The organism is Arthrobacter sp. StoSoilB5, from assembly GCF_019977235.1.
Classification (GTDB): Bacteria; Actinomycetota; Actinomycetes; order Actinomycetales; family Micrococcaceae; genus Arthrobacter.
In genome coordinates this window covers 2,991,660-3,013,166 of the sequence record NZ_AP024646.1, presented here as the reverse complement: position 1 = coordinate 3,013,166, position 21,507 = coordinate 2,991,660, and the positions used below count along the sequence as shown (strand labels likewise).

Sequence of the window (21,507 nt, the reverse complement as noted above, 5' to 3'; positions counted from 1 at the left end):
ATGACTCCCAAAACTCTGCTCCAGGTCCTGCGTAGGAGGTGGTACGCCGCCGTTGCTGTTCTGTTGATTGGCTTTGCAGGGCTGGGGGCCATCCGGTCCCTGGATCCTGTGTATTGGACGCAAGCAGAGGTCTCATTCGTTGCACCCAAAGGCGAACCGGCCTACTGGGTTCCAGGAGGAGATGTGGCTGCGCTCGTGCCCTTTGCCGCTTTGGTGGAGAAGCGCGTCAACGATGACTCCGCATCGGTCAATTTGGTCCTGTCCCGGGGAACCCTCTATGGAGCAGGGGTCAAGCACGGATATTCCGTGACGCTGCCCAACACCGGAGGCCAGTGGACCAAGAGCTTTTCCCGGCCGGTGTTGGCGGTCCAAGTGGTGGACTCGAGCGCGGAGAGGGTCAACGAAGTCCTGTCTGCAGTCATCGAGCGAATCAAGGAGGAATCCGCCGCACTGCAACAGGAACAGGACGTCCATGGCGCCCTGATAACCACTGTGACCACGCCATCAAGTCCCGAGATTATCTTCGGCGGGGGTACGCAGACGGACCGCGTCAAAGGCGCCAGCGCCTGGCTGGCCCTGTCAGGCGCTGCCGCAATCGCCTTTGCCGCGACTGTTGAACGCCAGATTGCCCGGCGCCGCGGAATACCTCGAGGGGCAGGGCAGTAGGAGATGCGAGGCACATCAGATGGCTGGGCCGCGCAGGGTGTAACCATGGGCCAGACAGCACAGCAGCCCGAGCGCTCGGAGGTCGCAACGTTTGTCACCATATATCTGGTGGTCACGTGCGCGGTTCCCTCCAACCTGACAATATCCGCCTTAGGCACTGTAGGACGGTTGACTACCTTGTGGGCGCTGTTGGCACTCATATGGTGGGTGCTGTACCAAGTCCATAGGACGAAGCCGGAGGCCGTGGGGCGGCGCCCGGTCCGGCTCGCATTAGCCCTCTTTTTGGCCGTCGCTGTGGCCAGTTACGCCGTCGCCATGCTGCACGGCTTACCCGATAAGGAATCCAGTCCCGCTGATGGTGGACTCATTCGGTTGCTCGCCTGGGCCGGGATTCTCCTCCTGATCCACGATGGGCTGAAGAACCGAGATGGACTGGTCACCGTCATGCGCAGTGTCGTATTGATGGGAACATTCACCGCAATCCTTGGACTTCTTCAGTTCGTCACAGGAGCATCCCTCATCGACTGGATCACCATACCGGGCATGTCATCGAGCGCCGACTTCTCCAACATTGACGTCAGGGGCGGATTTGTCCGCGCTGCTGCCATGGCCTCCCACCCTCTTGAGTACGGAGTTGTCCTTTCGAGTTCATTCCCCATTGCGTTGACGTTGGCACTCACGGAAACCACCAGGAATTGGCTACTACGGTGGCTGCCAGTGATAGCTATCGCCGTAGCTTCCGTCCTGTCGGTATCGCGGTCCGCACTGATCGCGGTCGCCATAGCCTTCGTTGTCCTGATCCCCGCATGGTCCAGATCATTGCGGCGCCGAGCCTATGTGGCGTCCATAGGACTTGTGGCCGCTGTCTATGTAGTCACTCCCGGATTGCTCGGTACGCTTCGGGGGCTGTTCACTGTTGGAGGCGACGACAGCAGCATTACTTCCCGGACAAACGGGTACTCGACAGCGTTGGGGATGCTGGAGAACAATCCCATCGTTGGACGGGCTTTCGGAACATTCCTTCCCGAGTACATCATCGTCGACAACCAGTATTTGGGACTGCTTGTGGAACTGGGGGTTCTTGGACTGGCAATGTTCCTTGCCTTGATCGCCAGTGGGCTAAGTTGCGCATGGCGTGCGCGTCGCCTGGCAGTAGACAACGAAATGCGTCAAATGAGCCAATCAGTCCTGGCGTCCCTGGCCGCAATTGCTGCTACCTTCGCGTTTTTCGATGGGCTCTCTTTTCCCATGGCCGCAGCCATGTTGTTCGTCATGCTTGGAGTCGCGGGTGCGTTGTGGCGCATCGTGCAGGATGAACGGGGAGGCCTCCTTACGGAGAGGCTGCGCGCGCTGCCCGGCGGAAAGACGGCTGTTTTCGGATTACTGCGCCCGCGTCGAGACGGAGTTGATGATGGTTCGAACAGATGAAGCCTTCCCGGCAGATGCGCCGAGAATCCTCCTCGTCAAGACCCGGGGTCGCGCCACCGTGGAACGTTCCGAGCGGCAGCGCCGCGAATCGGCTGGCGAAGAGCCTCGCAGTCTCCTGTTTGAGGAAACCCTCAAGTGCGATGTCCTGGATGAAAATACCATTCGCCAGACAGCGGGCTTCCGAGCACACATCTATAAGCGTTTGCCGGCTTTTGCCGCCCAGGCCTTGGAAGCAACGCGGATCAGCCGCTCCTACGACGTCATTATTACGTGGTCGGAGCGGCATTCAGTCGCCGTTGCGGCACTGTTCGCAATCCTTCGTGTCAAGACCCCGCATTTGGCCCTGATGTTCTGGCTGTCAAAACCGGCAGTCCGATGGCCTCTCAGGTTCGTTCGGACAGGCATTGACAAAATCGTCACGTGGAGCTCGATCCAACGGGCCGTAGCGATTGAACAGATTGGATTTGATCCCGGGGATGTTGTCCTCGTTCGTCATCCTGTCGATCTGGACTTCTTCAAACCAGCCGGCTCCGGGCACGAAATCATTTTCTCAGCAGGGTCCACGCAACGGGACTTTCAGACCTTCTCAAACGCCGTCAGGGGACTGGACGTTCCGGTTCACATTGCGGCCTCGCTGGTGGTTGCCCTCGACGGATACAAAATCGTCACGCGGGACGTTCGCGATGAACCAGGGTGGCCTGATAATTGCCAGGTTCGCCCGCTCACGTCCCTTGAGCTGCGTGACTCGTATGCCGCCGCCAAGGTAGTGGTTGTCCCGCTGCTGCCCACCGACATTGACGCAGGCGTGAACGTCATTCTAGAGGGTATGGCCATGGGAAGACCGGTCATTGTCTCCCAAACCCTCGGCCAGGTGGACGTTATACGTGACGGCGACAACGGAGTATTCGTGCCAACCGGGGACTCCTCTGCGCTGAGGAGTCGCATAGAGTCCTTTCTTGCCGATCCGGAAGCTGCGGAGGAACTTGGGCGCCGTGCCCGCGCCTATGTGGAGCAAAACCATCGTTTGGAAGACTTCATAGAGAACGTTAGGGGGACTGTGCTGGAATTGTCGGTGGGGTCAAGCAGAAGGAACTTTTGGTCCAAGAGGAGCAGAGTCCCACTAAGGTCCAGCTAGGCCCCGCCCGTCCTCTACGCCCCGAAAAGCATTATTGCCTGCTGCTTTCATCGCGTTCCCAGCCATCGCTCTTTCCTCCGGGAAAGAATGCTCCGTACCGGCCAACAACAGCGAAAACTGCATAGACAAAGGCATCGAATGCGCTGACTGGCCCCCGGATTGAAACGGCAAGCTCCCGCAATGTCTGCCGCGTTGAGGAAGCTGAGCCAGATGCCCCCGACCCACGGTCCTGTGACGCTCTTTGCTGGCGGTTTCCCCGGTAGTTTCGCCGAAGAATGGCAAGCAATGCCCTCGATGAGCGTGGGGTCCTCACGACAACCGGGTCTGTCGCCAGAACCCGCTTTTCGCCGGCTTGGAACAAACCGTCCACGAAGTAGTCGTCGCCGGTCAAAGCTGGAAACTCGCCCAGCCGTTCATGTCCCTTCGCGTTCAGCGCGTAGGCGCCGGCACCCCACATTCCTTGCGCGTTTCCAGGAATCCGGTTCCGGGCCCGGTAATACGCCCGGACCAACGCAGGGGCCCCTGTGGTTTCGTAGCTGAAGGCCGGCCGCGCAGCCAGAAGGGTCCCGCCCTCAAGGGCCTTGAAGACGGCACGGACAGCCTCAGGTGTGGGCTCTACGTCCGCATCCAGATATAGGCGCGGCCACAACTCCGTAGCACCGTCTGCGGCGTTGAGCGCCGCTGTCTTGGACGCTTCCCCGACGTGCAGAACTTTGACGCCGCGATAGTGGGAGGCCACAGTTTCCGTATCATCGGTACAGCCATTGCACGCCACGATGACGTCCACGGTTCCGGCATTGATGACTTCCTTCAAGGATTCCAGTGTCCGGCCGATGACTTTTGCCTCATTGTGCGCCGGGATGATGACCGCTCCGGCTGGAAAGACCTGAGGGAGAGCAGGGGATCGGGTGGCATGGGGCAATGTCGGCCAGAGCCGCTTCCTTAGCAGGGCCCGTGCTGCTTCCCGGTGGCCCGGCTTATTTATTCGTGCCAATTCCGCAGCGAATACAGCCGCCCGGAAGAGCACGGCCTTGCTCCGCCCGAGATGTTTGGATGCGTAGCGAACGCGATTCACGGACATAAGCGCCGTCAATTGGGGCGAGGTGCCCGAGCCTCCGCCTTCATGCCACATCCTTGCTGTGGGCTCGAACCAGATCGATTTCCCTGCTTGGCGGATTCGATGGCAATAATCTGTCTCTTCCGAGTAAAGGAAGAATTGCTCATCCCATTCCCCAACGGCCCGTGCTGCATCTTCGCTTATCAGGAGGGCTGCGCCGGTGGCCCATTCGATGCGATGGGCGTATTGGTAGCCCTCCACGTCAAAGTCCATTTCGGAGAGCCAGGAGGGGCGGCGGCGCAGATGGCTGCCCAGTGCGGCATCGCCCAGGGCGCGCATCACACTCGGCTCGCGGCGCAGCGACGGATAGACTTTGCCATCGTTTTCCAGCAGGACCGGCACAACCACGCCAGCGTGGGACTCACTCATCCTTCGACGTAATGCTGCTACCGCGCCAGGACCCACGCGCAGGTCCGGATTCAAGATGAGGTAGGCGTCGGCAGGGCCCGCCACGCGCAGCGCCGCATTGATCCCACCCGCGTAGCCGAGGTTTCCTCCCGTGCGCAAGGCCATAACGTCCGGATGATGCGCAAGCTCGGTCATCGTGAGCTCGTCAGGGGAGTTGTCGGCAACCACTACCTTCATGGTTTGGTCAACCGTCTCTGCCCTCAGACTCGAAATCAAAGGCCCGACGTCGTCGGCGTTATTGTACGTAACTACTATGACTGCGATGTCCGCCTTGGCCCCAGCCAGCAGGAAGGGCCTCGGAGCCTGTTTGCCGGCCTCGGCAGGGGCAACGATTGGGTCCTCTGGCCTTTGGTTCATCGGCAGTGCGGTTGGCGGGACGTCTGCGGCGCTGACCTGGCGCAGCTTCAGGTAGGCCTCGGGCCCATCCACCAGGTACCGGCGAGCAAGCCTGCGCGGCTCAAGCATAAGTCGCCAGGCCCACTCGAAGCCGTGGGAACTGATCCAGGATGGGGCGCGCCGGATCCTTCCAGCAAGAAAATCGACAACGGCACCGAACGCGAGCAGGATCTTGGCTCCTGTGAGGCGTCCATACTTACTGACCCACAGTTCCTGCCGGGGCTTGCCCATGCCCACCACAAGGATGTCCGGCGCAGTGGCCGCTATCTGCGCGGCGAGTTCCAACGAAGCCTGCTCGTCGCTGATCACGGACCTTTCCGGAGCCCACCAGCCTGCCACGGCCAAATCCGGACGCTCCACTGCGAACCTGCTGCGGATAAGTTCCTGTGCCTGCTCGGTCCCACCCAGGAATCCTACGCTGAGCCCGCGGCGTTCAGCTTCGTCCAGCAATGGCTCCACAAGATCGCTTCCTGCCAGTCGCGGCCACGGCTGGTCCGTCAGGCGCCGTGCCTGGGCAACCAGCGGGGCTCCATCCAACAACGTCAGCCACTCGACAGACGTGTGCTCCGCCATGGTGCCCATCCACCTGCTGCCGGCACCAAAGTGCAGGATATGGTCCAGGTTCGCAGAACAAACGCCAAGAGGTGAAGAGCCAACCGAAGTCGCCCGGTCCATGATTTCCTGCAGGGCACCGTCAAACTCCAGGAGCTTCACGGGGACGCCACCCAGGCTTACCCACAAACCCTGCCCGGGTTGGGAAACGGCTGGACGCTTGGAAACAGTTGGACGCCTGGAGTCATGCCCTCTGGCTTCTCCCGGGCGAAGACGGGAAGAAATGTGGCGGGTTGCGACCCGGGAGGGCGCAGTATCTGGGTGCAGCATTCTCGGCTCCAGGCTCGATGATCCAACTCACGGCACAAACGTGCCCGGCGATCCAAGTTGCTGCACTTCCCGGATCGCCGAAGCCGGACGGCGGGTGCCGTCCGAGCAATTTACTTACTTGAGTTGTCTCCCGGCCCTGCTTGTGTCGAGCCTGCCGTAGGGCTACTTTAGGACGATTTCCCCGGGTGCACCAGAGCGTCCGTCCACGATCGGCTGAGTCAGGGTATTGCTTGCGGGCCCCTGCCGGGAGAGGATGCGTTATGTCGATACGAAGGGGACCAGCTCTGACCACGTAGAGGACGGACATGGGCAGCGAAATCACAGATTGCTCGGGGGGCTCGGCAACCCATTTTGTTCTGACACGCTTCAATGTCCGCAGCTTTTATCACAGGGCAGAACCCACGGACGCATGGCTTCGCGAGCGACTTCAACTCTTTGAGATGTACTGCATCCCGTGCTTCCGGAATCAAACGGAACCCCGGTTTACCTGGCTGGTTTTCCTTGATTCCCTGTCACCGTTGTGGTTGAGGCAGGAGATTGACAAACTATCGCAAGGTGTCTTTCGCCCCGTTTACGTTGAGGGTGCCTTCTCACAGGAATTTCTTAGCCGCACAATCGGCCAACTTAGTGCCACTCCCTATGTGATCACCACCCGGGTTGACAACGATGACGCCGTATCAAACGACTTTATTGAGACAATCCAACGGTGTTTCAGGGAACAGGACAAAACCTTCGTTAATCTGGTGAATGGGGCGCAATATGCCCAGCGGAAACTTTACATCCGCCCGTATACGATGAATCCTTTTTCGAGCTTGATTGAGCGGACCGCGGACCGCCGTCCGGCCACGGTGTTTGTTGAACACCATTACCGGATCGATGCGTACGCCCCCGTTCTGAATGTGCGGACCGCCCACCCGATGTGGTTGCAGGTGATCCACGGTGGAAACGTCCTCAACGAGGTCGTGGGGTTGCGGGCAAGTGCCCGAAGCATTTCCCCACACTTTTCCGTTTCCCTCGATGTGGACGACCACTTGCCCAGCCGCATCGTGGACAGCGTCCTGGGCGCCTGGAAAATTCTGCTTCGCCTCCTCCGAAAACCCGCGCGGCTAAGGGAGTTGACCAAGACCCTCGTGGCGCGAAAAGCGGGACGCTTCGTCTCAAAGTGACGTTTCGGAGCGCAGGTACGCTTCCAGCCGGGAATGGGACGTGGGTGGACTAAAGCCCGTTTCCTTGATTTTCGAAAGGTCCAGGACGCTGCTGCCTGGACGCGGCGCAGTTCCGGGCTTTGCGTACTCGGACGTGCTGATGGTGATGATCTTTCGGGGATCCGCGCCGCAGAGACGATAAACATCCTGTGCAATTCCCGCCCAGGACTGCGGCTCGCCGTCGCTACTGAGGTTGTAGGTTCCGTAAGGTGCGTGGCTGTTGATCAGGTGCCGGATGCCTGCGGCAATATCGGACGCAAATGTCAGACGTCCCCACTGGTCGCCCACCACAGTGGGCGCTGCACCTTTCGCGGCCAACGCAGCCATGGTGCGGACAAAGTTGCGGCCCTCGCCCACTACCCAACTGCTCCGCACGATGTAATGCCGTGGCACGGCGGCCACAGCAGCGTCTCCGGCGGCTTTGCTTTGCCCGTAGACGCCCAGGGGAGCTGGTGCCTCGTCCTCCTTGTGCACGGCAGCCGTACCGTCGAATACGTAGTCGCTGGACACATGGACAAGCGTTAGTGAATGCTCGACGGCGGTCCTCGCCAAACGGGACACTGCGGCTGCGTTGATGCTCCAGGCAGCAGTACGGCCTTCCGCTGTCTCCGCCGCGTCGACTCCCGTAAAGGCTGCCGCGTTGATGATGATGGAGTACTTCCGCCAATCTGTGGCGAGAAAGGAATCCTCTGCCGAAATATCGAACTGCGTCCTGCCCGCAAAGTCCACTGTCGGGTCGCCGTCGAACTCCTGCCTCAGTGCTTTCCCCAGCTGTCCGTCCGCACCAAGCACCAGCGTCCGCCTGGGTTGCATGGGAGCGACGGCTGGCAGCCGAGGATGACTGCGGTCCTGCGGTGACAGGATGGCCCGTTCCAACGGTATGGGCCAAGGCACGGCGACGTTTTCGTCAGCAAGGTTCAAGAATGTATATTCGGCCTGCGCCCCGGCGCTCCAGTGGTCATTGACCAAATAGGTGTATGCGGTGTCGTCCTCCAGGGTCTGGAAAGCATTGCCCACACCGCGGGGAACGAAGATGGCATCCTTGGCCGTCAGTTCGGCATGGAAACTCATTCCGAAAGTGGGGCCGTCCCGCAGGTCCACCCACGCACCAAAGATCCGCCCCGATGCGAGGGAAATGAACTTGTCCCACGGTTCGGCGTGGATACCGCGGGTGGTCCCGCGTTTGGCATTGAAGGAGATGTTGTTCTGCACGGGTCCAAAATCCGGAAGGCCCAACGCCATCATCTTGCTACGGTGCCAGTTCTCCTTGAACCACCCCCGGTTGTCGCCGTGGACCGGTAGATGGAAAAGCACCAACCCGGGAATCGGCGTGCTAAGCGATGTCAATTCAGCAGGCTCCATGGGCTAGTGGCCCTGGCCTGCATATTTGGTCTCGGTTGCGGCCTTTTGTGGCCGCCACCAGGCCTCATTGTCCTGGTACCAGCGAACAGTGTCAGCCAGTCCGGCGTCGAAGTCCGCATATCGGGGCATCCAACCCAGTTCGTTCCGGAGCTTGCTGGAGTCGATCGCATACCGGAGGTCGTGTCCGGGCCTGTCAGTTACCAGGTCATAGGCCTCCGGGGACTGGCCCATGTGCAGGAGCAGTTTCTCGACGACGTTCCTGTTGGATTGCTCACCGTCGGCACCGATCAGGTATGTTTCGCCAATCCGCCCATGCTCGAGAATTGCTGCCACGGCCGAGGAGTGGTCCTCCACATGGATCCAGTCCCGCACATTGCGCCCAGTGCCGTAGAGGCGGGGACGGTTGCCATCCAGGATGTTGGTGATCTGACGGGGAATGAACTTCTCTACATGTTGGTACGGCCCATAGTTGTTGGAGCAGTTGCTGATGGTCGCTTGGAGGCCAAACGACCGAACCCAGGCCCGCACCAACATGTCGGAACCGGCCTTGGTTGCAGAGTAGGGGCTCGTGGGCCGATAGACCGACGCCTCGGTGAAACGCTGGGGGTCCTCCAACGCCAAGTCCCCGTATACCTCATCTGTGGATATGTGGTGGAAGCGGGTCCTGTGTTTCCGCGCCGCTTCGATGAGCGTGAAAGTCCCCACGAGGTTCGTGTCCACGAACGGCCGGGGATCCTCCAGTGAATTGTCGTTGTGCGATTCGGCCGCAAAATGGACCACTGCGTCAACGGCTGCCGTCATGCGGTCTACCAGCGGGGCATCGCAGACATCGCCCCGGACGAAATCGAAGCGTTCAGGAGGCAGTCCGGCGAGGGACTCGATGTTTCCCGCATAGGTGAGTTTGTCCAGGGCCGTGACATGGAGGCGTGAGTGCTCCATGATGTAGTGGATAAAGTTGCATCCAATGAATCCGGCCCCGCCGGTGACAAGGATTCTCTGCATGGCCATAGCGTAGCCGTCAATTGTGGCTATGTGCAGCGGGAAGGGACAGCTAATATGCGCGGCATCGTTCTTGCAGGCGGCACGGGCTCCCGGCTTCATCCAATAACGCTTGGAATCAGCAAGCAATTAGTCCCTGTATTCGACAAACCCATGATTTATTACCCCCTTTGCACGTTGATGCTGGCCGGCATTCGGGACATTCTGGTGATTACTACGCCCACTGATGCGCCGCAGTTTGAGAACTTGCTGGGCGACGGATCCCAATTCGGCATAAATCTCACATATGCACAACAACCTACCCCTGATGGATTGGCCCAGGCATTCATCCTGGGGGAGCAGCACATAGGCAGCGGCAAAGTGGCGCTCATCCTGGGGGACAACATCTTCAACGGCCCAGGCATGGGTAACCAGTTCCGCAAGTACGCCGATGTAGAGGGCGGAGCGATCTTCGGCTACTGGGTCAAGGATCCGAGTGCTTACGGCGTGGTGGAATTCGACGACGATGGGCTGGCCGTCTCCATCGAAGAAAAGCCGACGGCACCGAAGAGCAACTACGCGGTCCCGGGCCTGTACTTCTACGACAATGACGTCGTTGCCATGGCAAAGGACCTCAAACCCTCGCCTCGAGGGGAACTTGAGATCACGGATATCAACCGGCAATACATGGAACTCGGCAGGCTCCACGTGCAAAAATTTCCACGCGGGACTGCCTGGCTGGATACAGGAACCTTCAGCGACCTCAACGATGCGTCAAACTATGTCCGCACCACCGAGAACCGGCAGGGCCTGAAGATTGGAGCGCCGGAGGAAGTGGCCTGGCGGATGGGATACCTGAACGACGACGAACTCCGCCAGCAGGCTTCCAAGCTGGCCAAGAGCGGCTACGGCAGTTACCTGCTGGATATCCTCGACCGCCAATAGGGAACGCAACGGCTATGTCGCGGAAACGTCCTCCAGGGCACGCGAAATCTCAGCCGGGAGGACCGTCAACTGCGCATCCAGCAATTCCTTGAGCTGGACAGCGTTCCTGGCCCCCACGATCGCGGTGGCAACGCCAGGACGCGAGAGCAACCAACTCAGGGACACGTCCAAGGGCGAACGCCCCAAACCCCGCGCGGCCATAGCCACGGCCTCCACTACCCGTGATGCCTTCGGCTCAAGGTATGGCTCGACATACCCGGCGAGCCGGCTCTGCGCGGCACGCGAATCGGCAGGAATCTGGCCGCGGTACTTCCCGCTCAAAACACCACGCCCCAGGGGAGCCCAGGCCATCAGGCCAAGCCCGGCGTCTTCCACGGCCGGAATGAGTTCTTCCTCCGGTTTGCGCTGTACCAGGGAGTATTCGGATTGGTTGGCTACGAGTGTGAAACCAGCGACTGCCGCTGCCTTGGCCGTCTGCCAGCCGTTGTAGTTGGAAATTCCCACATAGCGGGCGCGTCCTGTCCTCTGCGCGAGCTCCAATGCGGAGAGAGTCTCGTCCAGGGGAACATTCGGGTCCCACTCATGGACAAACCAGATGTCAAGGTAATCGGTTCCGAGCCGTGCCAGGCTGGCATCCAACGCTGACAGCAGGGCACCGCGTGATGCGTTGATACTGCGCCTGGATTCCGACGACGAGACGCCGGCTTTGGTAGATATGACGACTTCCGAGCGGGCCACGACGTCACCCAGCATGGAGCCCAGCATCGCCTCCGCCTGCCCATGGGCGTAGGACGCAGCGGTGTCGATGACCGTGCCGCCGGCGGCTACGAAAGCATGGAGCAACTCGGCAGCGTCCTGCTCATCCGTCTCCTGCGCCCAGGACATGGTTCCGAGGGACAAAGAGGAGACACGGAACCCACTGTTCCCGACATAACGCTGCTGCATGCTGATAGCTTACGGGGAGTTCCCAGTCTTCATGACGTAGGGTCTATTCACGTGAACTGGATAGAAGCAGCCCTGCTGGGCCTGGTGCAAGGCCTCACCGAATTCCTCCCGATCTCTTCAAGCGCTCACCTGCGGATCGTTGGCTCATTCCTTCCGAATGCAGCAGATCCCGGAGCGGCCTTCACGGCCATCACCCAGCTGGGTACGGAGACGGCGGTCATCGTCTACTTCTGGCGCGATATCGTGCGGATCATCGGTGCCTGGTTTGGATCCTTGGGCGGAAAGGTCGATCGAAGCGACCCGGACGCCCGCATGGGATGGCTGGTAATCCTGGGCAGCCTTCCGATCATCGTGCTGGGCTTGTTGTTCCAGGACCAGATCGAGTCGGTCCTGCGGAGCATGTGGATCGTGGCCACCATGCTCATCGTCTTCGGCATGTTCCTTGCAGTTGCCGACGCCGTGGGCCGCCAGGAACGCGATCTCACACAGCTCAGCTACAAGCACGGTATTCTGTATGGCTTTGCGCAGGCGATGGCCCTGATTCCGGGCGTTTCGCGTTCCGGCGGAACCATTACTGCCGGCCTGCTGATGGGGTATACGCGTGAGGCCGCGGCCCGCTACTCATTCCTCCTCGCGATTCCCGCGGTTTTCGGCAGCGGCCTCTACCAGCTCTATAAAACGGTCTCCAAGGAGGGCCTGGCCGGTCCCTACGGCCTTCCGGAGACCGCACTGGCCACAGTTATCGCCTTCGTGGTGGGCTATGTCATCATCGGCTGGTTCCTGAAGTTCGTCTCAACACGTAGTTACAGGCTCTTTGTCTGGTACCGCATCCTTCTCGGCCTGGCCCTGTATGTCCTGCTCGGTTTCAATGTGATCAGCGCCTAGCACTAAGGTTGAGTCGTGAAATCGTGGACTTCCCGCCCTGTTCCTGAGCTGCCCGGCAGTATGCCCCAACTACGCCTCTTCGACACCGCCTTGGGCCGCGTCGTGGAGATAGAGCCGCAGCCGGAACAATCGATGTACGTCTGCGGTATTACGCCGTACGACGCCACGCATATGGGACACGCCGCAAGCTATGTGGCCTTCGACCTTCTCAACAGGGCCTGGCGGGACGCCGGAATCCGCGTAGCCTATGTTCAGAACGTCACCGACATCGATGACCCCCTCCTCGAGCGTGCCACCGCCACCGGCGTGGACTGGCGTGACTTGGCGCAGAGCCAGATTGAACTGTTCCACACTGACATGGACGCCCTGAACGTCCTTGCCCCGGATCACTACATCGGCGCGGTCGAGGCCATCCCGGACATCGTGCCCGCGATCGAACAGCTCATTGCTGACGGCGTCGCCTACCGCGTACAGGGTACGGATGGCGAGCCCGACGGCGACGTCTACTACGACGTCGAAGCGGCAGGCAAACGCTCCGACGCCACGGATGCGTGGACGTTGGGCGACGTTTCAGGCCTTGGCGAAGCGGAAATGCTTGCCCTCTTTGCAGAGCGTGGCGGCGATCCGGGCAGGGCGGGAAAACGCCAAGCACTCGATCCATTGCTCTGGCGGGTAGCCCGGGAAGGCGAACCCAGCTGGCCGGGGGCCACCTTGGGGGACGGCCGTCCCGGTTGGCACATTGAGTGTACGGTCATCGCGCAGAAGTACCTGCCCGCACCCTTCACCGTTCAGGGCGGCGGCTCTGACCTCGTGTTCCCGCACCACGAAATGGGAGCAGGACACGCCTATTCATTGGCTGGCGTTCCGCTGGCCAGGCACTATGCCCACGCCGGTATGGTGGGCCTTGACGGAGAAAAGATGAGCAAGTCCAAGGGCAACCTGGTACTTGTCTCCAAACTCCGCGCCGCCGGAGAAGAACCAGCGGCCATCCGCCTTGCAATCCTCGCCCACCACTACCGCTCGGACTGGTCCTGGACCGATGAGGACTTTGCGGCAGCAAAGGACCGGCTGGCCCGGTGGCGAAAAGCGCGCGACGTGGCTCCTGCTGGTTCGGCTTCCGCACTTGTCGAGGCCATGCGCCGGGAATTGGCCAATGACCTCAACGCTCCCGGAGCCATTGCCGCCGTCGACCGCTGGGCTGAGGAGGCATTGAGCACCAATGCTCCGATGTCTGAGCTGGACGCCGCGCTTATGGGCGATGCCGTCGACGCGTTGCTCGGCGTGGAGCTCTAGCCGAACCGGGGCAACACAAACCAACGGCCCTGGCTAATCGCCAGGGCCGTTGGTTTTGGAGATGGTAGTTGTCTAAGTGGTTCTGCCCCTAGGGCCGGTCCTTGCCACGGCGCTTCAAATACCGCTCGAATTCCCGGGCGATGGATTCGCCCGACGCTTCAGGGAGGTCCGCAGTGTCCTTGGCTTCCTCCAGTTGGCGCACGTAGGCAGCAATCTCAGGATCTTCTGTGGCGAGTTCATCGACGCCCCGTTCCCAGGCCTCCGACTCTTCTGCCAGGGCCTGGCTGTCCAAGGGAACCTGGAGCAGGTCTTCAATCTTGTGAAGGATGGCCAGCTGGGCTTTGGGTGAGGGCGGTTGTGCGACATAGTGGGGCACAGCTGCCCACAGGGAAACCGTTGGCAGCCCGGCAAGCATGGCGAACTCGGCCAGGACACCAACAATTCCCACGGGTCCTTCGTACTGGGAAGCCTCCAGATTCAGCCGTTCCCGCAGCGAACTGTCTTCCGTGGTGGTGCTGACCGGAATTGGCCGGCTGTGGGGTACATCGGCCAGCAGTGCACCTACAAGAATGACCGAATCGACTTTTAGCGCCTCGGCATGGACCAAAAGTTCGGTGGTGTAGGCCCGCCAACGGTATGAAGGTTCGGTGCCGAGAACAAACACCACGTCCACATTGCTGTCCGGAACTGAGGCCTTGTAGATCCGCGTTGAGGGCCACTTGACCTTCCGCGCACCCGAGGACGTGCGGCGCACGGTTGGCCGGGTGAACTGGAAGTCGTAGTACTCCTCGGCATCTACCGTGGCAACCTTCTTGCCGTCCCAGACTTTGTTCAAGTAGTGCAGCGCATCGCTGGCGGCCTCACCGGCGTCGTTCCAGCCTTCAAACGCAGCGATCATTACGGTGACGCGTTGGCCTTCCGCGGGTTCCTTAAGGAAACGCTCGGGCTCCGCGGTGATGTCCTGTCCTTCGGGGGTCCCGTCCACACTGTTCATCCACTCACCCTACGTCCAAGACCCTTGTGGATGCATGGCATTTCGCGTCGAAGCGTGTCCTGTATTCGCCCACAGCGCAAGCCCGGCGGGAAGCGCCCCGGGTTCCACGTAGACTTGAAACCATGCCTTCGTCATCCAGTCAGCCCCTTCTCAAAGCCGTGCTCTGGGATATGGATGGCACCCTTGTGGACACTGAGCCTTACTGGATTGCCGCCGAGCGCGCACTGGTGGAGGCGCACGGGGGGAGGTGGTCACACCAGCAGGCGATGCAGTTGGTGGGCCAGTCCCTGCTGCACTCGGCCGCGGTGCTGCAGGCCGCTGGAGTCCGCCTTGAAGCCCGGGAAATCGTGGATACGCTCAGCGCGCAGGTGATCAAGCAGGTCCGTACTGAAGTTCCCTGGCGTCCCGGCGCCCGCGAGTTGCTGGACGAATTGCACCAGGCGGGCATCCGTTGCGCCCTGGTCACCATGTCCGAGGGCCCGTTGGCCGGCGTTATTGTTGAAAGCCTCCCCAAGCCGTACTTCGAATTCCTGGTCACCGGAGACAGTGTGACCAACGGAAAACCCCACCCCGAGGCCTACCTGACGGCTGTCGAACGACTTCGGCTCGATGACTCCTCGCTGACCATCGATCACTGCGTCGCCTTGGAAGATTCCATTCCGGGAGCCACGGCCGCCTTGGCATCCGGCGTACTGACTGTGGGCATCCCACACCAGGTTCCGCTTCCCGAATATCCCGGAATGGTCATGTGGGAAACCCTGGTGGGCCGATCCGCGGCGGACGTCAGCCAATTGGTGGTAGACCGTTTCGCGCCACGGAACCTCCTTGAAGGGGCAAACTAGGTGAGCAGCTCCTCCACGCCACATCATGCTGCCACCAAAAAGGACGGCATCCCACTAGGAAAAATCGGCGGTATCCCCGTATACCTCGCGTACTCGTGGTTCGTCATCGCCGGTTTCACCGTGATCGTCTATGGGCCAGCGCTGCTGGTGCGAATGCCGAACCTCGGCATCTGGGCCTACTTTGTTGCCCTCGGCTATGCCTTGCTGCTCGCGCTCTCCGTCTTGGTCCACGAGCTTGCCCATGCGCTCAGCGCCAAGGCGTTCAACTGGCCCACGGAAAAGATTGTCCTGAATCTGTGGGGCGGACATACCCAGTTCGAGAACTTCACCGCATCGCCGGGACGCTCTGTAATCGTTGCCCTCGCCGGACCGGTTTCAAACTTTGTCCTGGCCGCCGGAATGTGGGCTGTCCTTTCGGCGGGTATCCTCGGTGGCGTCACTGAAATCCTGGCAAACATCCTTATGTGGGCCAACCTCCTCATTGGCATCTTCAACGTTCTTCCCGGTTTGCCCTTGGATGGCGGCCGGCTGGTGGAATCAGCGGTCTGGAAGGCCACGGGCAGCCAGGACAAGGGAACCATTGCCGCGGGCTGGTCCGGGCGCGTCATCGTTGCCGCACTGGTCATTTGGTTTATCGCAGTGCCGCTCTTGAGCGGCGCACCCTTGGACATCAACCTCATGCTGATCACCGTCCTCGTCTGCGGCTTCCTGTGGATGGGCGCATCGAGTTCAATCAACCACGCAAAGCTCCGCAGCCGCCTTTACCTGGTTAGCGCGGCCGGCCTCGCGGAGCCAGCAGTGGGCCTGCCGAACGCGGCCACTGTGGCAGACGTCCTGGCGGTGTCCCCGGCAGGGAGTCCCGCCGTCGTGATTTGCGGACCTGACGGAAAGCCGCAGGGAGTAGTGGATCCGGGCGCAGCTGCCGCGGTCCCTCCTGAGGCGGTAGCGACGACGCCGGTCACCGCCGTAGCGCACGCCTTGGCGGCCGGTGCCTACGTCCCGGAATGGTCCAAGGGCCAGGAGCTGATTCAGTATCTGGCGCGGCTGGAGGGTGGCGAATACGCTGTGGTGGACCACAACGGAACCGTGACCGGTTTGCTCCGCCAGCAGGCAGTAGTGACAGCGATTACAGGTAAAGAAGCCCGGGGCAGCGGGCGCGCCTGACGCCCTTGCCGGTAGAGTTACCTGCCGGTCCACAAAACAAACCATCGATTTTCGGCGCCCATACGGCAGCAACACATGGCGGCGCAGCCGCCCAGGAGCGAGGAACACCACATGAGCAGCGAAACCGCCGCGGCTGAGACAAGCGCAGGCACGGAGACCGGCACCGACAAGCCAGCCACTGACTCTGCCATGCAGCCAACAGGGGCAGCGCGGCGCCGTGGGCCTTTCCGCGTGGGCGAGCGTGTGCAGCTCACGGATGAGCGTGGCCGGATGAACACCATCACGCTTGAAGTGGGCGGAGCTTTTCATACCCACCGCGGTTTCCTGAACCACGATGAAATCATCGGCCAGGTTGATGGCTCGGTGGTCAGCAACAACATCGGGCAGCAGTACCAGACTTTGCGTCCCCTGCTCTCGGACTTCGTCTTGTCCATGCCCCGTGGCGCGGCCGTTGTCTATCCGAAGGACGCCGGCCAGATTGTCACCATGGCTGATATCTTCCCGGGTGCGCGCGTTGTTGAAGCCGGCGTGGGCTCCGGTGCGTTGTCCATTTCCCTGCTCCGTGCAGTGGGCGATGGCGGCTACCTCCATTCCTTTGAGCGCCGCGAAGAATTCGCGGACATCGCCCGGGGGAACGTCGAGACGATATTCGGTGGCCCGCACCCGGCTTGGCAGATCTCCCTGGGGGATTTCCAGGAAGAGGTGGTCCGTGCCGAGGCACCTGGCTCCGTAGACCGTGTAGTGCTTGACATGCTTGCTCCGTGGGAGTGCCTTGACGCGGTGGCAACCGTCCTGGCCCCTGGCGGCGTCTGGATCAATTACGTGGCCACCGTGACGCAGCTTTCCCGCACCGCCGAGGCCATCCGGGCGGACGGACGCTTCACGGAACCGGACGCCTGGGAATCCATGGTCCGCGGCTGGCACCTCGAAGGACTCGCAGTCCGTCCTGATCACCGTATGGTGGCCCACACGGGATTCCTTCTGGTCACCAGGCGGCTCGCCGACGGCGTCACTGGGATCTCCGTCAAGCGGCGCCCATCCAAGACCGAATTCAGCGCAGAAGACCTGAACGCCTGGACTCCGGGGGCGGTGGGGGAGCGCGCGGTATCAGACAAGAAACTCCGCCGTGCCGCACGCGATGCCATTGCCGGAACCAACGTCCAGGACGACCCCTCGGTCACAAACTGAAAAGGTCACAATAGGGTCCGCATTCCGGATGTCACGAAGCACCCTGAGCTTTTCGGGACTAAGGTCTTGTTAAGCGCAGGAAGGGGCTGATGAATCGTGGATACGTCGAACAACGACATTGGACGGCCGACGCCGGAGGAAGCTAACGCCGCAGCTGAAGAGGCAGCAAACCGGAGGCTTGCCGCCATCCAGCCGCCCGACCCCTCGAGTGAATTGACCGTGGCCGAACGGCAGATCAACATCCTCCGGGACAAGCTTCGCCACATCGACCGCCAGCTTGCCGCCGCCACCCAGAACAACAGCAAGCTCGTCAGCATGCTTGAAACGGCGAAGGGTGAAATCCTCCGCTTGAAGGGTGCCTTGGAGCAGGAAGGGCAGCCGCCTTACAGCTTCGGGACCGTGGTTCAGATCAACCCCCGCAGGCAGCCAAGCCCAGGCAGTTCGGGGCAGGCGGCCACGGAAGAATCCGTGGACATTTTCAATGCGGGCCGCAAGATGCGCGTTGGCATCAGCCCGCTGGTGAATGTCAACCAACTCGCCGTCGGACAGGAAGTCCTCCTGAACGAGGCCCTGCTGGTGGTCGCCGGACTTGGCTACGAGCGTGCGGGTGAACTCGTCACGCTCAAGGAGATGCTGGGCAAGGACCGCGCTCTGGTAGTTGGTCGGGCCGATGAGGAGCGGGTGGTCCGGCTTTCCGGAGCACTGCAAAGCGTGCACCTGAAGGTGGGCGACGCCTTGTCATTGGATTCCCGCACCGGCTATGCGCTGGAGAAAGTCCCGCGCGCCGAGGTAGAGAACCTTGTCCTGGAAGAAGTCCCGGACATTACCTATCAGGACATCGGCGGCCTAGGCCCCCAAATCGAGCAGATCCGCGATGCTGTGGAACTCCCGTTCCTGCATCCGGACCTGTACCGGGAACACGGTCTCAAGGCGCCCAAGGGCATCCTGCTGTACGGTCCGCCAGGCTGCGGCAAAACCCTCATCGCCAAGGCCGTGGCAAATTCCCTGGCCGCCCGTGCTGCTGAGCGCGCCGGAAACACCGACCTCAAGAGCTACTTCCTCAACATCAAGGGACCCGAGCTCCTGGACAAGTATGTCGGCGAAACCGAACGGCATATCCGGCTCATCTTCTCCCGCGCCCGCGAAAAGGCATCCGATGGCAGCCCCGTTGTGGTTTTCTTCGATGAGATGGACTCGCTGTTCCGCACCCGTGGCACCGGTGTGTCTTCCGACGTCGAAACCACCATCGTCCCGCAGCTGCTCAGCGAGATTGACGGCGTGGAGCGATTGGACAACGTGATCGTCATTGGTGCTTCAAACCGTGAAGACATGATCGATCCCGCGATCCTTCGTCCCGGCCGCCTGGACGTAAAGGTCAAGATCCAGCGGCCCGATGCCGAGGCCGCAGCAGACATCTTTGGCAAGTACATCACCACGGACCTGCCGTTCCACGCGCAGGACCTGGCTGAGTACGGCGGGGACGTCCAGGCCACGGTCGACGCCATGATCCAGCGCACGGTTGAGGCCATGTACTCCACCGAGAAGTCGAACGAGTACCTGGAAGTCACCTACGCCAACGGCGATACGGAGATGCTCTACTTCAAGGACTTCAACTCAGGTGCAGTGGTCCAGAACGTGGTGGACCGGGCTAAGAAGTACGCGATCAAGGACCTGCTGACCAACCACCAGAAGGGTCTGAGGATCGACCACCTGTTGCGGGCCGTAGTGGACGAATTCCGGGAACATGAGGACATGCCGAACACCACCAACCCTGATGACTGGGCAAGGATCTCGGGGAAGAAGGGTGAACGGATCACGTACATCCGCACGATCGTGCAAGGCAAGGCCGGCCAGGAACCTGGCAAGTCGATCGAGACCACGGCCAACACGGGCCAGTACCTGTGACGGCCCGAACCGAGGGCGTGCCCGGCGAGAGGTTGCCTGTTGGCGGCGCCATGCGCGTCATGGGTTCCGAAACCGAGTATGGAATCCATGCGCCATCGGCGCCGGGGGCCAACGCCACCATGATGTCCGCCCGGATTATCCAGGCCTATGCCACGGTTACCCGGCAACGCGCCGCCGGTGGAGCGGAAACCCGATGGGACTACACGGACGAAGAACCTTTGCACGATGCCCGCGGCTGGACCGTGGACCGGGCAAGCGCCGATCCCAGCCAGCTGACTGACCAGCCGCCAGTGCTCGACGCCGAGGCAGTAGCGTTGGCGTATGGTCGCCAGGAGTTGGAACTGGATGGCCAGGACGAATCCGGTTCGCTCCTCATGAACATGGTCCTTGGCAACGGTGCACGCCTTTACGTAGACCATGCGCACCCGGAGTACTCGAGCCCGGAGGTTACCAACCCAAGGGACGCGGTTGCCTGGGATGCCGCCGGCGATCTCGTAGCCCTAGCCACCGTGAGGAAAGTAGCGGCGGACACGAGCCTTCCGCCGATCAACCTCTACAAGAACAACACTGACAACAAATCGGTGTCCTATGGCTCGCACGAGAACTACCTCATGCCCCGGTCCGTTCCCTTTGGTGACATCATCCGGGGGCTCATACCGTTCTTTGTGTCCCGGCAGGTGGTTTGTGGGGCCGGACGTGTGGGGATCGGACAAGACAGTTCCACTGCCGGCTACCAGATCAGCCAACGGGCAGACTTCTTCGAGGCTGAGGTTGGCCTTGAAACTACCATCCGACGCCCCATCATCAACACCAGGGACGAGCCACACGCGACGGCGGATAAGTACCGTCGGCTCCATGTCATCATCGGTGACGCGAACCTCAGCCAGGTTTCCAACTACCTGAAGTTCGGCACCACGGCCATGGTTCTCAGCCTCATCGAGGCAGGCCAGGCACCCCGGATCGAAGTCCACGAACCCGTCCAGGCGCTGCAGGCCATCAGCCATGACACAACCCTGGCCACTACGGTCCGGCTGTTGGACGGACGCAGGGTAACCGCTCTGGACATCCAGTGGATGTACTACGAGGCGGCGGCGAAGCTGGCGCAAGAGACCGGAGTTGCCGATTCGGTCACTGGCGACGGGCACACGCACGCCCTCCTGGAGCGCTGGGAATCGACGTTGTCAGTACTTGGCAGCGATCCTGCTGCCGCGGCGCCATCCGTTGAGTGGGTGGCGAAGAAGTCGCTCCTTGAGGGCTACCGAAACCGGGACGGCCTTGGTTGGGACGACGCCAGGCTCGGGTTGGTAGATCTCCAGTGGTCAGATATACGGCCAGAGAAGGGCCTCTATTACAGGTTGCTGTCCAAGGACAGGATGGCCCGAATCGTTGACGACGCCGAGATCGCCCGGGCGGTGGGCGAACCGCCGTCGGACACTCGCGCGTACTTCCGCGGACGGTGTGTTTCAACCTTCGGCAAAGACGTTGTCGGCGCCAGTTGGGACTCGGTAATCTTCGATGTTCCGGGACTCGGGAAGCTGCAGCGCGTCCCCACCCGGGAACCACTGCGGGGAACCCGGGCGCTGACCGGTGCACTCTTTGACAGGCACCAGGACGCTGGCTCGTTCCTGGCCGAATTGCTGGGTCAAAAACCGCCGCCGCCCAAGAGCTGAGGCATTCAGCCACGAGCAAAAATGGTGCCCTGGCAAAGCCGGGCGCAGCAGCCCATGGCGTGGCAATATGGCAGTAGGAAGTCCCCACAAACGGGGGCT

At 61.2% G+C, this 21,507-nt stretch carries 17 protein-coding genes; 12 read left to right on the top strand and 5 right to left on the bottom strand.

Annotation, left to right across the window (positions count from 1 at the left end; translation table 11 throughout):
* From LDN75_RS13550 to LDN75_RS13540, 3 genes are read left to right on the top strand one after another with little or no spacing between them, the layout of a single operon-like run.
* Positions 1-666, top strand: coding sequence for a hypothetical protein (locus tag LDN75_RS13550; RefSeq protein WP_223932813.1), 666 nt, complete (start codon positions 1-3; stop codon positions 664-666).
* Positions 667-711: 45 nt separating this feature from the next.
* Positions 712-2,094 (top strand): O-antigen ligase family protein, encoded by a 1,383-nt coding sequence (locus LDN75_RS13545; protein WP_223932812.1) that lies wholly within the window; start codon positions 712-714, stop codon positions 2,092-2,094.
* Positions 2,075-3,229 carry a glycosyltransferase family 4 protein gene (locus LDN75_RS13540; RefSeq protein WP_223932811.1) on the top strand — a complete coding sequence of 385 codons (1,155 nt, stop codon included), beginning with the start codon at positions 2,075-2,077 and terminating at the stop codon, positions 3,227-3,229. The genes LDN75_RS13545 and LDN75_RS13540 overlap by 20 nt, the downstream gene beginning before the upstream one ends.
* 31 nt (positions 3,230-3,260) lie before the next feature.
* Here LDN75_RS13540 and LDN75_RS13535 read toward each other — a convergent pair whose 3' ends face one another.
* Positions 3,261-6,032: a WecB/TagA/CpsF family glycosyltransferase gene (locus tag LDN75_RS13535; protein WP_223932810.1), complete on the bottom strand. Its 2,772-nt coding sequence runs from the start codon at positions 6,030-6,032 to the stop codon at positions 3,261-3,263.
* A gap of 305 nt (positions 6,033-6,337) precedes the next feature.
* Here LDN75_RS13535 and LDN75_RS13530 point away from each other — a divergent pair, with 305 nt between their 5' ends.
* The gene (locus LDN75_RS13530) at positions 6,338-7,198 is read left to right on the top strand and encodes a glycosyltransferase (RefSeq protein WP_223932809.1); all 861 of its coding nucleotides are present in this window, start codon (positions 6,338-6,340) and stop codon (positions 7,196-7,198) included.
* Here the strand turns inward: LDN75_RS13530 and LDN75_RS13525 are convergent.
* Together LDN75_RS13525 and rfbB are read right to left on the bottom strand one after the other, a co-directional pair.
* On the bottom strand, positions 7,190-8,599 hold the full coding sequence (locus LDN75_RS13525; RefSeq protein ID WP_223932808.1) for a bifunctional dTDP-4-dehydrorhamnose 3,5-epimerase family protein/NAD(P)-dependent oxidoreductase: 1,410 nt from the start codon (positions 8,597-8,599) through the stop codon (positions 7,190-7,192). The two genes, LDN75_RS13530 and LDN75_RS13525, sit on opposite strands and share 9 nt — an antisense overlap.
* A gap of 3 nt (positions 8,600-8,602) precedes the next feature.
* Entirely contained in the window at positions 8,603-9,601 is a 999-nt protein-coding gene (gene rfbB, locus LDN75_RS13520; protein WP_223932807.1) for a dTDP-glucose 4,6-dehydratase, read from the bottom strand.
* Positions 9,602-9,655: 54 nt separating this feature from the next.
* Here rfbB and rfbA point away from each other — a divergent pair, with 54 nt between their 5' ends.
* On the top strand, positions 9,656-10,522 hold the full coding sequence (rfbA, locus tag LDN75_RS13515) for a glucose-1-phosphate thymidylyltransferase RfbA (RefSeq protein WP_223932806.1): 867 nt from the start codon (positions 9,656-9,658) through the stop codon (positions 10,520-10,522).
* Positions 10,523-10,534: 12 nt separating this feature from the next.
* On the opposite strand, the gene LDN75_RS13510 is transcribed toward rfbA, so the two are convergent.
* Positions 10,535-11,467, bottom strand: a complete 933-nt coding sequence (locus LDN75_RS13510) for an aldo/keto reductase (protein WP_223932805.1) — start codon at positions 11,465-11,467, stop codon at positions 10,535-10,537.
* A 51-nt stretch (positions 11,468-11,518) separates the two neighbouring features.
* Between LDN75_RS13510 and LDN75_RS13505 the strand changes: the two genes are divergently transcribed.
* Positions 11,519-12,352 (top strand): undecaprenyl-diphosphate phosphatase, encoded by an 834-nt coding sequence (locus LDN75_RS13505; protein ID WP_223932804.1) that lies wholly within the window; start codon positions 11,519-11,521, stop codon positions 12,350-12,352.
* Positions 12,353-12,367: 15 nt separating this feature from the next.
* Positions 12,368-13,645 carry a cysteine--1-D-myo-inosityl 2-amino-2-deoxy-alpha-D-glucopyranoside ligase gene (gene mshC, locus LDN75_RS13500; protein WP_223932803.1) on the top strand — a complete coding sequence of 426 codons (1,278 nt, stop codon included), beginning with the start codon at positions 12,368-12,370 and terminating at the stop codon, positions 13,643-13,645.
* Between the two features lie 88 nt (positions 13,646-13,733).
* Here the strand turns inward: mshC and LDN75_RS13495 are convergent, their stop codons facing one another.
* Entirely contained in the window at positions 13,734-14,639 is a 906-nt protein-coding gene (locus LDN75_RS13495) for a PAC2 family protein (RefSeq protein WP_223932802.1), read from the bottom strand.
* A 122-nt stretch (positions 14,640-14,761) separates the two neighbouring features.
* Here LDN75_RS13495 and LDN75_RS13490 point away from each other — a divergent pair, with 122 nt between their 5' ends.
* The 5 genes from LDN75_RS13490 to dop all read left to right on the top strand — a co-directional run bounded on the left by LDN75_RS13490 (position 14,762) and on the right by dop (position 21,408).
* The gene (locus LDN75_RS13490; RefSeq protein ID WP_223932801.1) at positions 14,762-15,481 is read left to right on the top strand and encodes an HAD family phosphatase; all 720 of its coding nucleotides are present in this window, start codon (positions 14,762-14,764) and stop codon (positions 15,479-15,481) included.
* Positions 15,482-16,645, top strand: a complete 1,164-nt coding sequence (locus LDN75_RS13485) for a site-2 protease family protein (RefSeq protein WP_223932800.1) — start codon at positions 15,482-15,484, stop codon at positions 16,643-16,645.
* Between the two features lie 111 nt (positions 16,646-16,756).
* The gene (locus tag LDN75_RS13480) at positions 16,757-17,833 is read left to right on the top strand and encodes a tRNA (adenine-N1)-methyltransferase (protein ID WP_223932799.1); all 1,077 of its coding nucleotides are present in this window, start codon (positions 16,757-16,759) and stop codon (positions 17,831-17,833) included.
* Between the two features lie 96 nt (positions 17,834-17,929).
* The gene (arc, locus tag LDN75_RS13475) at positions 17,930-19,738 is read left to right on the top strand and encodes a proteasome ATPase (RefSeq protein ID WP_223932798.1); all 1,809 of its coding nucleotides are present in this window, start codon (positions 17,930-17,932) and stop codon (positions 19,736-19,738) included.
* Entirely contained in the window at positions 19,735-21,408 is a 1,674-nt protein-coding gene (gene dop / locus LDN75_RS13470) for a depupylase/deamidase Dop (protein WP_275959784.1), read from the top strand. Before arc ends, dop begins: the two co-directional genes overlap by 4 nt.
* Positions 21,409-21,507: the final 99 nt, after the last annotated feature.

Bases quoted from the DNA above. Each gene is read 5' to 3' on its own strand.
- LDN75_RS13550 (WP_223932813.1), top strand. From the start codon at position 1: ATGACTCCCAAAACTCTGCTCCAGGTCCTGCGTAGGAGGTGGTACGCC.
- LDN75_RS13545 (WP_223932812.1), top strand. From the start codon at position 712: ATGGGCCAGACAGCACAGCAGCCCGAGCGCTCGGAGGTCGCAACGTTT.
- LDN75_RS13540 (WP_223932811.1), top strand. From the start codon at position 2,075: ATGATGGTTCGAACAGATGAAGCCTTCCCGGCAGATGCGCCGAGAATC.
- LDN75_RS13535 (WP_223932810.1), bottom strand. From the start codon at position 6,032: ATGCTGCACCCAGATACTGCGCCCTCCCGGGTCGCAACCCGCCACATT.
- LDN75_RS13530 (WP_223932809.1), top strand. From the start codon at position 6,338: ATGGGCAGCGAAATCACAGATTGCTCGGGGGGCTCGGCAACCCATTTT.
- LDN75_RS13525 (WP_223932808.1), bottom strand. From the start codon at position 8,599: ATGGAGCCTGCTGAATTGACATCGCTTAGCACGCCGATTCCCGGGTTG.
- rfbB (WP_223932807.1), bottom strand. From the start codon at position 9,601: ATGCAGAGAATCCTTGTCACCGGCGGGGCCGGATTCATTGGATGCAAC.
- rfbA (WP_223932806.1), top strand. From the start codon at position 9,656: ATGCGCGGCATCGTTCTTGCAGGCGGCACGGGCTCCCGGCTTCATCCA.
- LDN75_RS13510 (WP_223932805.1), bottom strand. From the start codon at position 11,467: ATGCAGCAGCGTTATGTCGGGAACAGTGGGTTCCGTGTCTCCTCTTTG.
- LDN75_RS13495 (WP_223932802.1), bottom strand. From the start codon at position 14,639: ATGAACAGTGTGGACGGGACCCCCGAAGGACAGGACATCACCGCGGAG.
- LDN75_RS13490 (WP_223932801.1), top strand. From the start codon at position 14,762: ATGCCTTCGTCATCCAGTCAGCCCCTTCTCAAAGCCGTGCTCTGGGAT.
- LDN75_RS13480 (WP_223932799.1), top strand. From the start codon at position 16,757: ATGAGCAGCGAAACCGCCGCGGCTGAGACAAGCGCAGGCACGGAGACC.